Source organism: Micromonospora sp. NPDC050187 (assembly GCF_044459745.1).
GTDB lineage: Bacteria > Actinomycetota > Actinomycetes > Mycobacteriales > Micromonosporaceae > Micromonospora.
Map to the genome: position 1 here is coordinate 123,207 of NZ_JBITJH010000009.1, position 12,686 is coordinate 135,892.

Annotated in this window: 13 protein-coding genes and 1 tRNA gene; 4 read left to right on the plus strand and 10 right to left on the minus strand. The window is 71.0% G+C overall.

Translation table 11 applies throughout. The features are described 5' to 3' along the window. Nucleotides 1–23: 23 nt before the first annotated feature. The 7 genes from ACIBJE_RS16525 to ACIBJE_RS16555 form a co-directional block, all read right to left on the minus strand. Nucleotides 24–734: an ABC transporter ATP-binding protein gene (locus tag ACIBJE_RS16525; RefSeq protein WP_088982987.1), complete on the minus strand. Its 711-nt coding sequence runs from the start codon at nt 732–734 to the stop codon at nt 24–26. Continuing rightward, on the minus strand, nt 724–1,569 hold the full coding sequence (locus ACIBJE_RS16530; RefSeq protein WP_396748942.1) for an ABC transporter ATP-binding protein: 846 nt from the start codon (nt 1,567–1,569) through the stop codon (nt 724–726). Before ACIBJE_RS16530 ends, ACIBJE_RS16525 begins: the two co-directional genes overlap by 11 nt. Next, nucleotides 1,562–2,671 (minus strand): branched-chain amino acid ABC transporter permease, encoded by a 1,110-nt coding sequence (locus tag ACIBJE_RS16535; protein WP_396748944.1) that lies wholly within the window; start codon nt 2,669–2,671, stop codon nt 1,562–1,564. Before ACIBJE_RS16535 ends, ACIBJE_RS16530 begins: the two co-directional genes overlap by 8 nt. Then, complete coding sequence (locus tag ACIBJE_RS16540) at nt 2,668–3,618, minus strand: branched-chain amino acid ABC transporter permease (RefSeq protein WP_396748946.1); 951 nt, start codon at nt 3,616–3,618, stop codon at nt 2,668–2,670. The genes ACIBJE_RS16535 and ACIBJE_RS16540 overlap by 4 nt, the downstream gene beginning before the upstream one ends. A gap of 105 nt (nt 3,619–3,723) precedes the next feature. Next, nucleotides 3,724–4,884: a branched-chain amino acid ABC transporter substrate-binding protein gene (locus ACIBJE_RS16545; RefSeq protein WP_396748948.1), complete on the minus strand. Its 1,161-nt coding sequence runs from the start codon at nt 4,882–4,884 to the stop codon at nt 3,724–3,726. Nucleotides 4,885–5,145: 261 nt separating this feature from the next. Next, entirely contained in the window at nt 5,146–6,330 is a 1,185-nt protein-coding gene (locus tag ACIBJE_RS16550) for a hypothetical protein (RefSeq protein ID WP_396748950.1), read from the minus strand. A 54-nt stretch (nt 6,331–6,384) separates the two neighbouring features. Then, entirely contained in the window at nt 6,385–7,005 is a 621-nt protein-coding gene (locus ACIBJE_RS16555; RefSeq protein ID WP_396748952.1) for an ANTAR domain-containing response regulator, read from the minus strand. 96 nt (nt 7,006–7,101) lie between these two features. Between ACIBJE_RS16555 and ACIBJE_RS16560 the strand changes: the two genes are divergently transcribed. Further along, nucleotides 7,102–7,174, plus strand: a tRNA-Leu gene (locus ACIBJE_RS16560). A gap of 147 nt (nt 7,175–7,321) precedes the next feature. Continuing rightward, nucleotides 7,322–7,957 carry a transcriptional regulator gene (locus ACIBJE_RS16565; protein WP_396748955.1) on the plus strand — a complete coding sequence of 212 codons (636 nt, stop codon included), beginning with the start codon at nt 7,322–7,324 and terminating at the stop codon, nt 7,955–7,957. A gap of 61 nt (nt 7,958–8,018) precedes the next feature. On the opposite strand, the gene ACIBJE_RS16570 is transcribed toward ACIBJE_RS16565, so the two are convergent. The 3 genes from ACIBJE_RS16570 to ACIBJE_RS16580 all read right to left on the minus strand — a co-directional run bounded on the left by ACIBJE_RS16570 (nt 8,019) and on the right by ACIBJE_RS16580 (nt 10,960). Next, the gene (locus ACIBJE_RS16570; protein ID WP_396748957.1) at nt 8,019–9,236 is read right to left on the minus strand and encodes an RNA polymerase sigma factor; all 1,218 of its coding nucleotides are present in this window, start codon (nt 9,234–9,236) and stop codon (nt 8,019–8,021) included. A 21-nt stretch (nt 9,237–9,257) separates the two neighbouring features. Beyond that, a complete protein-coding gene (locus ACIBJE_RS16575) occupies nt 9,258–9,599 on the minus strand; it encodes a YciI family protein (RefSeq protein WP_396748959.1) in 342 nt (113 codons plus the stop codon). A gap of 170 nt (nt 9,600–9,769) precedes the next feature. Further along, the gene (locus ACIBJE_RS16580; protein WP_396748961.1) at nt 9,770–10,960 is read right to left on the minus strand and encodes a trans-sulfuration enzyme family protein; all 1,191 of its coding nucleotides are present in this window, start codon (nt 10,958–10,960) and stop codon (nt 9,770–9,772) included. 83 nt (nt 10,961–11,043) lie between these two features. Between ACIBJE_RS16580 and ACIBJE_RS16585 the strand changes: the two genes are divergently transcribed. Together ACIBJE_RS16585 and ACIBJE_RS16590 are read left to right on the plus strand one after the other, a co-directional pair. Beyond that, on the plus strand, nt 11,044–11,523 hold the full coding sequence (locus ACIBJE_RS16585) for an Lrp/AsnC family transcriptional regulator (protein WP_396748963.1): 480 nt from the start codon (nt 11,044–11,046) through the stop codon (nt 11,521–11,523). Nucleotides 11,524–11,655: 132 nt separating this feature from the next. Further along, on the plus strand, nt 11,656–12,666 hold the full coding sequence (locus ACIBJE_RS16590) for an LLM class flavin-dependent oxidoreductase (RefSeq protein WP_396748965.1): 1,011 nt from the start codon (nt 11,656–11,658) through the stop codon (nt 12,664–12,666). Nucleotides 12,667–12,686: the final 20 nt, after the last annotated feature.

A 12,686-nucleotide genomic window follows, 5' to 3' on the forward strand; every position in this document is an offset into this window, starting at 1 on the left:
GAAAATGAGGGGTGACGGGCCGGTCAGGCCACGCCGAGGTACGCCTCTTTGACGGCCGGGTCGTGCAGGAGTTCGGTGCCGGTACCGCTCTTGACGATCCGGCCGGTCTCCAGCACGTACGCACGGTGCGCCCGGGCCAGGGCCTGCTGCGCGTTCTGCTCCACGAGCAGGATGGTGGTGCCCTGCTGGTTGATCTCCGTGATGATCGAGAAGATCTGCTGGATCAGCATCGGGGCCAGACCCATCGACGGCTCGTCCAGCAGCAGCAGCTTCGGCCGGCTCATCAGCGCCCGCCCCACGGCCAGCATCTGCTGCTCACCGCCGGAGAGCGTGCCGCCGGCCTGCTTGCGCCGCTCGGCCAGGCGCGGGAACAGCTCCAGCACCCGGTTGAGGTCCTGCGCGATGCCGGCCCGGTCCCGGCGGGTGTACGCGCCCATGTCCAGGTTGTCCAGCACCGTCATGCCCGGGAAGATGCCCCGGCCCTCCGGCGCCTGGCACAGCCCCCGCCGCACCCGCAGGTCGGCCCGGAGCTTGGAGATGTCCTCGCCGGCGAACCGGATCCGCCCGGACGCGATCGGCCGGATGCCCGAGATGGCCCGCATGGTGGTCGTCTTGCCGGCGCCGTTGGCGCCGATCAGCGCGACGACCTCGCCCTCGTCGACGGTCAGGCTGATGCCGTGCAGCGCCTTGATCCGCCCGTAGAGCAGGCTCATGTCCTCGATCTCAAGCAGCATCGTCCGGCACCCCCAGGTACGCCGCGATCACCTTCGGGTTCTCCCGCACCTCGACGGGGAGCCCCTCGGCGATCTTCTTCCCGAACTCCAGCACCACGATCCGGTCGGTGACGCCCATGACCAGCCGCATGTCGTGCTCGATCAGCAGCACGGTCACGCCCTTGTCCCGGACCTGCCGGATGAGCTGGAGCAGCTCCTCCTTCTCCGCCGGGTTGAAGCCGGCGGCCGGCTCGTCCAGGCAGAGCAGCACCGGGTCGGTGGCCAGCGCCCGGGCGATCTCCAACCGCCGCTGCTCACCGTAGGAGAGGTTGCGGGCGTACTCGTGCAGCCGGTGCGGGATGCCGACGAACTCCAGCAGCCGCTCGGCCTTCTCCCGGCCCTCGCGCTCCTCCCGGCGGTGCCGGGGCAGCCGGAACAGCGCCGAGATCACACTGGTCTTGTGATGCGCGTCCGCGCCGACCTGCACGTTCTCCAGGGCGGTCATCTCCGGGAACAGGCGGATGTTCTGGAACGTCCGCGCCATGCCCATCTGGGTGATCTGGTGTCGCTTCTTGCCGCTGATCTTCTCGCCCCGGAACCGGATCTGCCCCTCGGTCGGCTGGTAGATACCGGTCATGGCGTTGAAGCAGGTGGTCTTGCCCGCGCCGTTGGGGCCGATCAGGCCGAGGATCTCACCCTTGTAGAGGGTGAAGTCGACCTTGTCCAGCGCCACCACGCCACCGAAGCGGAGCGTGACGTTGTCGACCTCCAGCAGCGGCTCGCGGTTCGGCAGCGTCTCGGCGGCCGGCGCGGTCGCCTGCGCCGGTACGACCGGCTTCTGCTCGGTCTCACTCACCGACGGTCACCTCCTTGCGGCGATCCTTGAACTCCGCCGCTCGTCGTCGGTTCGGGATCAGACCCTCCGGCCGGAAGATCATCATGATGACGAGGACCAGACCGAAGAAGAGGAACCGGTACTCGTACAGCTCGACACCGAACAGCTCGATGCCGCGGAACCGCTCGATCATGTACGCGACCAGGCCGCCGCCGACGATCGCGCCGAAGATGTTCCCCGAGCCGCCGAAGATCACCGCCGCCAGGATGATGATCGAGTTGAGCAGTTCGAAGTTCTGCGAGTTGACGAAGTTCTGCTTACCGGCGAACAGCGCCCCGGCCAGGCCGGCGATGGCCGCGCCTGCGGCGAACGCCCACAGCTTGAACTTGAACGTCGGCACACCCATCAGCTGGGCGGCGTCCTCGTCCTCCCGGATGGACACCCAGGCGCGGCCGACGCGGCTGCGCTCCAGGTTCCGCACCCCGATGACCACCAGGATGATCAGGGTCAGCACCAGCCAGTAGTACGGCCGGGCGTCCAGCACGCCGAAGAACGGCCGGCCGTCGGCGTACTGTCCCGGCGGGTGCGGGATCTGGTTGAAGCCCCGCTGCCCCTTGAGGAACTCCGAGCTGACCGCGGAGATCCGGATCATCTCGGCGAAGCCGAGGGTCACGATCGCCAGATAGTCGCCGCGCAGTCGCAGGGTGGGGGTGCCGAGCATGACGCCGGAGATCATCGTCAGGCCGATCGCGAACGGCACCGCCAGCAGCCACGGCCAGAGCGTCTTCAGGTCGCTGCCCGGCGACGTCAGCACCGCCACCGTGTACGCGCCGACGGCGAAGAAGCCGAAGTAGCCGAGGTCCAGCAGACCGGCGAAGCCGACCACGATGTTCAGACCGACGGCGAGCAGCACGTAGATCGAGACGGTGAAGAGCACCTGGGTGAAGTTCGATCCGGTGGTCGGGATCGGCCCGAGGTACTGGTAGAACTCCTTGTTCGGCAACGCGTAGAAGAACACGATCACCGCGGCCAGGACCGCCCAGCGCACCCAGCGCGGCATGTCCCGCCAACGTTCCCCGGCCGCCTGACGGCCGGAGCGCACCCGCTCCAGAACGGTCGTCATGCCCGTGCCCTCCCCAGCGATTCGCCCAACAGGCCGGTCGGCCGGAACATCAGCAGCACCACCAGGACGGCGAACGCCGCGAAGTCCTTCCACTCCGAGCCGAACAGGCCCGAGGCGTAGTTCTCCACCACTCCCAGCAGCAGACCACCGACGAGCGCGCCGCGCAGGTTGCCGATCCCGCCGAGCACGGCGGCGGTGAACGCCTTGAGCCCGAGAAGGAAGCCGACGCTGTAGGTCAAGTTCCCGATCCGCACGTCGTAGAGCAGGCCGGCGGCACCGGCCATCGCACCGCCGACGATGAAGACCATCAGGATGATCCGGTCCTTGTTGACGCCCATCAGAGCGGCGGTGTTCGGGTCCTGGGCCACCGCCCGGATACCGCGGCCGATCCGGCTCCGGTTGATGAAGAAGTCCAGAGCGATCATCATCGCCAGCGCGGCGACGACGGTCAGGATCTGCACCTTGGTGATCGGCACCCCGGCGATGGAGAAGACCGTGTCGTTCTTGACGATGATCGGGATGCCCTGCGGGAGCCGGCGGGTGTAGATGCCGAACGCCTCGGCGATCGCGATCGACGCGCCGATGGCGGTGATGAGGAATGCCAGCGGCGGGGCGTTACGCTGACGGAGCGGTCGGTAGGCGACCCGCTCGATCACCGTGGCGGTCAGCGCCGAGGCCGCCGCCGCTGCCAGCAATGCCACCAGCAGGTAGAACACGATCGAGCCGAACCCGGTCACCACCGAGTCCTGGTTGAGGCCGAACGCGCCCCACGTCCACAGCGCCGCGAAGGCACCGGCGATGAACACCTCGGAGTGGGCGAAGTTGATGAGTCTCAGCACGCCGTAGACCAGCGTGTACCCCAGCGCGACCAGGGCGTAGATAGCGCCCTGCGTCAGGCCGGTCGTGGTGAGTTCTCCGAAGTTGGAGAACAGGCCGTCGAAGTCCAAGGGAGGGACGCTCCATCAGGTCTGGAAACAGTTCGGGTGCGGCCGGGAGCGAGCTCCCGGCCGCACCCGCGATCACGAATCAACCGCTGTAGCAGCGACCGGCCGTCAGGACTTCGGGACCTCCTGGTCCGGGACGACCTTGCCGCCCGTGACCTTGAACGCCCAGACCTTCACCTGCGCCGGGTCGAGCTCGCCGCCCTCGACGAACTTGTAGCTCGCCGCGACGCCCTCGCCGCTGTAGCCCTTCACGAACTCCAGCAGCGCCGGACGAGTGGTCTTGCCCGCCTTGATGCCGGCGAGCAGGATGTTCGCCGCGTCGTAGGCGGTGTCGCTGTAGGTGCCCGGGTCGGTGCCGTTGAGCGCCTTGTAGTCCGCGATGAAGTTGCCCCGCGCCTCGGTGGCCGGCTGGCACGGGCAGGTGAGAATGGTGCCCTCGGCGGCGGCCTGACCGGCCGAGGTGATGTAGGCGGCGTCGTTCACGCCGTCGCCGGCCACCAGCGGCGCGGTGACCCCGGCAGCGGTGAGCTGCTTACGGATCAGGCCGGCCTCCTGGTAGTAGCCACCGTAGAAGATCGCCTGCACACCGGCGGCCTTGACCTTGGTGACCACGGCCGAGAAGTCGACCTGCTTGCCCTCGCCCTGGACCTTGTCCGAGCCGACGACCGCCGCGCCGAGGACCTTCTTGACCTCGTCGGCCAGGCCCGCGCCGTACGCCGACTGGTCGTCGATGACGTAGACCTTCTCGGCCTTGATGACGTTCTTGATGTAGTTGCCGGCCGCCGGGCCCTGGCTCAGGTCGTTGCCGACCGCGCGGAAGAAGGTCTTCCAGTTCTGCTTCGCCAGCGTCGGGTTGGTGGCCGACGGGGTGATGGTGACCAGACCGGCCTCGTTGAACAGCGGGCCGGCGGCCTCCGACTCACCCGAGTAGGCCGGGCCGACGATGCCGAGGAGCTTCTCGTCGTCGATGGCCTTCTGCGCCAGACCAGGCGCCTGGTCCGGGCTGCCCTGGGAGTCGAGGGGAACGAGCTCGACCTTGCAGTCGGCGTTCGCCTTGTTGTACTGCTCGACGGCGAGCTTCACGCCGTTGTTCTCGTTGATGCCGAGCGCGGCGGAGCTACCGGTCAACGCGCCGAAGAACGCGATCTTGTTGCCGCACGCGTCCCCACCGGACGCGGCGTCGTCGCTACCGCTGGAGCACGCGGCACCACCTGCGACGAGCGCCATCATGGCCACGCCGCCGATCACGCGTGCGAGCTTCTGCCTCAAGGCCCGAACCCTCCTCAGTCCCATGGCCCGAACCACCCGCTTCAAACTGGCTCTTGCGGGGGCGGACGAACCAGACCGTCGTCGCCGGTCTGGGGCGGGACGTTATCCCACGCTGAGCTGTGACGTAAGACCCGGCAGTTGTCGTTGACCGAACCGTTACAGACCGTGGTAAATCAAAGACGATAACTGTAAGAGTGGCCGTTTCACGTATCGCGTGCCACTCCCGACCTGTGTGCCGGAGCGACCCGCCGACCTGGGGAGCTACCGGCCGACGTCGCCGATCCGCGCGGACCAGACCCGGGACGAACCGCCGTCGTCGGCCACCAGGACGACCCGGTCACCGGCACCCGCCACGGCCACCGCCGAGTCGCCGCCGTCGGGCACCACCGCCGGCAATCCCACCGGCCGCCACGAGTCGCCCGCGTCCGGCGAGATCCACATTCCGTGCCCGCCGCCGTCCCCGGCCACCACGACCACCTGCCCCCCGGCCACGGTCAGCCCGTCCACCCAGGCCACCCCGGGCCCCGCCGCCGCGCCGAACGCGCCCGCCTCGCGCCAGCCCGCCCCGTCCCACCGCCACGCGCCGAACCCGTCGCCGCGGGAGCCGGCCACCACCACGGCCGCGCCCACCCGGGTCACCCGCTGCGCCTGACCACCGTCGCCGGACCCGGCGGGCAGCAGCCACCGACGCCACGTCACCCCGTCGGAGGAGGTCCAGGCAACCGGCAGCAGAGAAGTCCCACCGGTGGGCAGGAGGGAGCCGGCGACGAACCAGCCGACGGAGGGCCCGGCCACCGCGTCGTGGGCGGAGGTACGACCACGATCGTCGCCGGCCAGCTCGGCCACCCCCTCACGCAGCGCGAACCGGTCGGCGTCGGCCGACGACCAGACCGCCGCGCCGTCCCGGCGGCTGCCCGCGATCAGCCAGCCCGACGGGCCGGCCGCGATCCGGGCCACGTTCACCGCCCGGGGCCCGCCGAACAGTTCGAACGGGGCGGCCACCTCGGTCAGCGCCCCGTCCGGCGACTGCCGCCAGGTGGCCGTCCGCGGATTGCCGTGCGCGCCGCCGCTCTTCGCCCCCACCAGGGCGACCCGGCCGTCCCGGCAGGCCACCGAGTACAGCACGTGCTGCCGGCCGTAGTGCGACATCGGCAGCAACCGCATGGCCGTCCAGGTCACACCGTCCGGACTGGACCACGCCGCCGGCCGGGTGTCGCCGGCCGCGTCGGCGACCGCACCCACCACGTACCACCGGTCGACGCAGGCGACCGCGTCGCGTACCAGCAGACGACCGGGCGGCCCCGACGGCGCGGGCAGGGTCAGCGGCTGCCAGGCCAGCGCCAGCGGCCGGACGGCGACGTCGGCCTCCCGGCCCGGCGACCGCCCGCAGCCGGACAGCAGCACGGCGACCAGAGCGAGCAGCGCCACCGCGCGCCGGCGAGACATGGACGAGATGCTATCGGTCCGGCCCCCGCCGGGGCGGCCCCGACACCGCCACGGTCACGACGGGGACGGCGCCGCCTCACCACCCGAGGTCTCCGTCAGGATCCGCTCGGCGACCTCCTTCATGGTCATCCGGTGGTCCATCGCCGTGCGCTGGATCCACTTGAAGGCCTGCGGCTCGCTCATGTTGTACGTGCTCATCAGCGCGCCCTTGGCGCGCTCCACCGTCTTGCGGATCTCCAAGCGATCGGTCAGCCCGGCGACCTCGGCCTCCAGCGCGGCGATCTCCGAGTAGCGGGAGAGGGCGATCTCCACCGCCGGCACGAGGTCGCTCTTCTGGAAGGGCTTCACGAGGTACGCCATCGCGCCGGCCGCCCGGGCCCGCTCGACCAGGTCCCGCTGGCTGAACGCGGTGAGGATGATCACCGGCGCGATCCGGGCCCCGGCGATCCGCTCGGCCGCGGCCAGACCGTCCATGATCGGCATCTTGATGTCGAGGATGACGAGGTCGGGCTTGAGCTCCTCGGCGAGCCGGACGGCGGTCTCGCCGTCGCCGGCCTCCCCCACCACCTCGTAGCCCTCCTCGACGAGCATCTCGGCCAGATCGAGTCGGATCAGCGCCTCATCCTCGGCGATCAGCACGCGCCTGCGCTCGGCATCCGTCTGCGTCTCGGCCACCAGTCCAACTCCCACCAGTCTGAACCCGACACCCGCCTGGCCGGGTGTCGCAGCCATTAGCGTAGTGGGTACTCTCATGGGGCCGAACCAAGGAAGGCCCCTGTAGTCCAACGGCAGAGACGATGGACTCAAAATCCATACAGTGTGGGTTCGAATCCCACCGGGGGCACAACCTGTCGTACGCCCGTTCGATAGTAACGGCGTGCACTCTTCTGAGACACGTGCCCGCGTCCGCGAACTCCGCTCCCGCGGGCACACCATCCGATCGGTCGCGCGGGACCTCTCGCTCCCCTACAGCACCGTCTGGCACTGGTGCGTGGATCGACCCGAACCGGCCGTGTTCGGCACAGCCCTGCGCTGTTTCCGCTGCTCGCCCGCCCCGCGCCCTCCGGCGGCCCCGGACGCCTACGCCTATCTGCTGGGTCTCTACCTCGGCGACGGGCATCTCGTGACGTCGACGAGGACCCCGGTCCTCCGTATCGCCTGCTCCGACGCCTATCCCGGCCTGATCGCCGCCTGCGAGCGGGCGATGCTCGCCGTGCTCGCCGCGCGGGTGCAACGGATTCCCAAGCAGGGTTGCGTCTCGGTCGAGAGCAGTGGCAGGCACTGGACGTGTCTGCTGCCACAGCACGGGCCGGGTCGCAAGCACGAGCGGCCGATCGTGCTCGCCGACTGGCAGCGGGAGATCGTCGCGGCGCACGCCGGGGACTTCGTCCGGGGCCTGTTCCACTCCGACGGCTGCCGGGTGACCAACCGGGTGACCGCCTGCGGGCGGGAGTACGTCTATCCCCGGTACCTGTTCGCCAACGAGTCGGCCGACATCATGGGCCTCTGCCAGGACGCGCTGGACCTGCTCGGCGTGGCCTGGCGGATGAACCGCCGCAACTCGTTGTCGGTGGCCCGGCGGGCGGCGGTCGCCCTGCTCGACCGGTACGTCGGCCCGAAGTCCTGACCGGGTCGGCACGCCGACCGGGCGGGGCCGCTCGCGCCCCGCTGCAGCGGAGCCACAGCTGTCAGCAGAGGCCCAGCCGGCCGCGCAGGAACCGGCGCTCGGCGTCGGTGGGGGCCAGGTCGAGCGCCACCCGGTAACTGTCCGCCGCCTCCACGGTCCGGCCGGCGCGGCGCAGCAGGTCGGCGCGGGTGGCGTGCAGTAGGTGGTAACCGTCGAGCTGCCCGGTGGCGGCGATCGCGTCGACCAGGGGCAGCGCCACATCCGGCCCGTCGGCCATGCCGACCGCGACGGCCCGGTTCAGGTCCACGATCACGCTCGGGGCGACGCGGGCGAGGTGGTCGTACAGCCCGACGATCTGTGGCCAGTCGGTGTCGGCCGCGACCGGCGCGGTGGCGTGGCACGCCGCGATGGCCGCCTGGAGCTGGAACGGTCCGGCGCGCCGGTGGCGCAGGGCGCGTTCGCAGAGGGCGACGCCCTCGGCGATCCGTTCCCGGTCCCAGCGCGAGCGGTCCTGGTCGGCCAGGGTGACCAGGCCACCGGCGGCGTCGGTACGGGAATCCCGCCGGGCGTCGTGCAGCAGCATCAGGGCGAGCACGCCGAGCGCCTCGGGTTCGTCGGGCAGCGCGGCGGTCAGCACTCGGGCGAGCCGGATGGCCTCCCGACTCAGCCGGGCCTTCTCCGGGTCGCCGTAGCCGGCGTTGAACAGCAGGTAGAGCACGTGAAGGACGGCAGGCAGCCGATCCGGGAGCAGGTGCGCCGGCGGCACCCGGAACGGGACGCGGGCGTGAGCGATCTTCTGTTTGGCGCGGAAGAGGCGCTGGCCCATGGTGCGTTCCGGCACCAGGAACGCCCGGGCTATCTCGGCGGTGCTCATGCCGGTCAGGCTGCGCAGGGTCAGCGCCACCTGGGCGTCGAGGTTCAGCGACGGGTGGCAGCAGGTGAAGACGAGTTCCAGGCGTTCGTCCGGGATGTCGCTGTCGCTGCGGTAGGGCGGCGGCTCCGGGCCTGTCGCGGCCAGCTCCCGTAGTTTCGCGGCCTCGGTCGACGCGCGGCGCATCCGGTCGATCGCGCGATTTCGGGCGGTGGTGGTCAGCCAGGCCAGCGGCTGGTCGGGTATGCCGGATTCCGGCCATTTCCGCAGGGCCTGGGTGAACGCGTCCTGGGCGCACTCCTCGGCCAGGTGCCAGTCGCCGCCGGTGAGCCGGATCATGGTGGACACGATCCGGCTCCACGCGTCGGCGTAGATGCCGGCGATGCGTTCGGTCAACTCAGCCGGCACCGGCGTCGTCCGTTTCCGTGGTCAGTCCTCGTCGTCGGTCCAGAACGGGCGGAGTTCGATTTTCCCTCGCCACGCCATCGGGTGCCGGGACGCCACCTCGACGGCCTCGTCGAGGTCGGCGCACTCGATGATGTCGAAGCCGGCGATCTGGTCCTTGGTCTCGGCGTACGGACCGTCGGTGAGCAGCACCTGGCGGTCACGGACCCGGACGGTGGTGGCGTCGCTGGCCGGCCGGGTCCGGCTGCCCATCAGCCGGACGCCTTTACCGTCCATCTCGGTGACCCAGTCCTCGACGTCCGGGACGGCGTCGTCCGGGCCGGGCTGGTGGTCCGGGTCGGTGCAGACCAGCATCAGGTACCTCATCGGGCGATTCTCCTCGCGGTGTCGGTGGCGCTCGTGGTGACCGGGTCCATGGTCGCTCTCCTCTCGGTCTTCGTCGGCACCGGTGACGAACGGGGTTCGCCGGTCCGGGACAACGAGGGTTCCGTCAGGTGGGTGACGAACGGGAGGGGCGTCCCACTACCACCGCCGCTTCAGAATTTTCGGCCGTCGACCGAGTCGAGCGCCTGGGCGAGGTCGGCGCGCAGGTCCTCCGGGTCCTCGAGACCGACGGAGAGGCGGAGCAGCCCGGCGGGCGGCTTGGCCGGGCCGTCGACCGGGCGGTGGGTGAGCGACGCCGGGTGCTGGATCAGGGTGTCGACGCCGCCGAGGGAGACGGCGTGGGTGATCAGCCGGCAGGCCGCAGCGACGGCGGAGGCGGCGGGCGCGCCGCCGCGTACCTCGAAGGCGAGCAGGCTGCCGGTGCCGCGCAGTTGCCGGCCGACGAGCCCGGCGGGGTCGTCGAGGCTGGGGTGGTGGACGCGGGCGACGTGGGGGTGGGCGGCGAGCCAGGCCGCGAGCTTCTCCGCGCCGGCCTGCTGGGCGCGGACCCTCAGCGGGAGGGTCTGGAGTCCCCGGTGCAGCAGGTACGCGCCGAGCGGGTGCAGGACGGCGCCGGTGAGGGCACGGACCTGGCGCAGCCGGGCCGCCCAGCCGCGGTCACAGGCGACGACACCGGCGAGGACGTCGCCGTGCCCGCCGATGCTCTTGGTGGCGCTGTGCAGCACGAGGGCCGCCCCGTGCCGGACGGGCTGCTGGAGCACGGGGGTGGCGACGGTGTTGTCGACCAGCAGCGGGACACCGCCGGCGGCGGTGGCGAGGGCGGCGATGTCGACGAGGTCGAGGGTGGGGTTGGCGGGGGTCTCGACGACGACCAGGGCGGTGTCCGGACGTACGGCGGCGGCGACCTGGTCGGGACGGGCCCAGGTGACCTCGGTGCCGAGCAGGCCGCCGGCGAGCACGTGGTCGGTCCCGCCGTAGAGGGGCCGGACGGCGACGAGGTGACGTTTCCCGTCGCGGGTGGCGGCGAGCACGGTGGCGGTGAGGGCGGCCATGCCGCTGGCGAAGGCGACGGCGTCGGTGGTGCCTTCGAGTTCGGCGAGGGCGGTCTCGAAGCGGGCGACGGTGGGGTTCCAGAGGCGCTGGTAGACGGCGTTGCCGCCGGGTGGGAGAGGTTCGCCGGTGGCGAGGGTCTCGTAGGCCTCGCCACCGCTGTCCACCGAGGGCAGCGGGTTGGTGGTGGAGAGGTCGATGGGTGGGACGTGGACGCCGAGGCCGGTGAGATCGTCGCGGCCGGCGTGCACGGCCCGGGTGTCCAGGGAGGGCATGGCGGAAGCCTCGAACATCCCGGTGACGACAGGCAAGAGATCCGTAGAAGATTCTGTGTCGCTGCACGCCTGTCGACGGATGTTCGGTGGATCATGTATGGATGCCAGTCGCACCGAATGATGTACGGCGCTTCGCCGCCCTCGACGACACCGACCGGGCGATTCTCGCCGTGCTGGCCGGGGACGGGCGGATCCCGAACAACGCGCTCGCCGAGCGGGTGGGGGTGGCGCCGTCGACATGCCTGAGCCGGGTCCGGGCCTTGCGGGAGTGTGGGGCGATCCGGGGGTTCCACGCGGACGTGGATCCGGCGGCGGTGGGGCTGCCGTTGCAGGCTCTGGTGTCGGTGCGGTTGACCGCGCACGAGCGGGCCGCGGTGGACGCGTTCCGGGCCCGGTCGGTGCGGCTGCCGGGGGTGGTGTCGGTGTTCCACGTGGCGGGGGTGGACGACTACGTGCTGCATGTGCGGGCGGCGTCGGGGGACGCGTTGCGGGACTTCGTGCTGGATCACCTGGCGGTGGATCCGGCGGTGCAGCACACGCACACGAGCCTGATCTTCGAACAGGTACGCGGGCTGGGCTGAGACGGCAGCGGTCGCACGGAACGGGTGGCAGGCTGGGGCCGAGGTGGCAGCAGGGGACCCTTGCTCGGCAAAAAGCGGCAACAGGGGGCCCTTGCAGGAACAAGGCGGGGGCGAACCGGGTTGGTCAGGCGTGTGATCGACGTACCGTTGTCTGTTCTTGATCTTGCTCCGGTCGCGGCGGGGACGTCCGCCGGGGCGGCGCTGCGACACACCACCGAGTTGGCCCGGCGGGCCGAGGAGCTGGGCTTCCACCGGTTCTGGGTGGCCGAGCACCACAACATGCCGGCGATCGCCAGTTCGGCGCCGGCGGTGCTGATCGCGCACCTGGCGGCGCACACCTCGACGATCCGGCTGGGCTCGGGTGGGGTGATGCTGCCCAACCACGCGCCGCTGGTGGTGGCCGAGCAGTTCGGCACCCTGGAGGCGCTGCATCCGGGCCGCATCGACCTGGGGATCGGCCGGGCGCCGGGCACCGACCAGCGGACCGCGTTGGCGTTGCGGCGGACCATGGAGGGGTTGTCGGCGGAGGGGTTCCCCCGGGAACTGGCCGACCTGATGAACTACTTCAGCGGGGAACGACCGGGCCCGATCGTGGCGACGCCGGGTCAGGGTGAGCAGCCGGCGATCTGGCTGCTGGGGTCGAGCGGGTTCAGCGCGCAGCTGGCCGGGGCGCTCGGGTTGCCGTTCTCGTTCGCGCACCACTTCAGCGCGGCGAACACCGAGCCGGCGCTGGAGCTGTACCGACGCAACTTCCGGCCGTCGCGGTGGCTGGACCGGCCGTACGCGATGGTGGCGGTGAACGCGGTCTGCGCGGAGACCGACGAGCGGGCCCGGTGGCTGGCCGCCCCGGCCGCGCTGTCGTTCCTGAAGCTCCGCTCCGGGCGGCCGGAACCCCTGGTCAGCCCGGACGAGGCGGCGGCGTACCCGTACACCCCGATGGAGCGGGAGTTCGTCGCGCAGCGCGGGGAGGGCCAGGCGCAGGGGTCTCCGGAGACGGTACGCCGGCAGCTCGGCGCGCTGCTGGAGCGGACCCGCGCCGACGAGCTGATGCTGACCACGCTGGTGTACGACGTCGCGGACCGGGTGCGCTCGTTCGAGCTGATCGCGGAGCAGGTGGCCGGCGGCCTGCGGCGCGCGGACTGACCCGACGCCCTCCCGGGGAA

Bases quoted from the DNA above. Each gene is read 5' to 3' on its own strand.
- ACIBJE_RS16525 (WP_088982987.1), bottom strand. From the start codon at position 734: ATGCTGCTTGAGATCGAGGACATGAGCCTGCTCTACGGGCGGATCAAG.
- ACIBJE_RS16535 (WP_396748944.1), bottom strand. From the start codon at position 2,671: ATGACGACCGTTCTGGAGCGGGTGCGCTCCGGCCGTCAGGCGGCCGGG.
- ACIBJE_RS16550 (WP_396748950.1), bottom strand. From the start codon at position 6,330: ATGTCTCGCCGGCGCGCGGTGGCGCTGCTCGCTCTGGTCGCCGTGCTG.
- ACIBJE_RS16575 (WP_396748959.1), bottom strand. From the start codon at position 9,599: ATGAGGTACCTGATGCTGGTCTGCACCGACCCGGACCACCAGCCCGGC.
- ACIBJE_RS16580 (WP_396748961.1), bottom strand. From the start codon at position 10,960: ATGTTCGAGGCTTCCGCCATGCCCTCCCTGGACACCCGGGCCGTGCAC.
- ACIBJE_RS16585 (WP_396748963.1), top strand. From the start codon at position 11,044: ATGCCAGTCGCACCGAATGATGTACGGCGCTTCGCCGCCCTCGACGAC.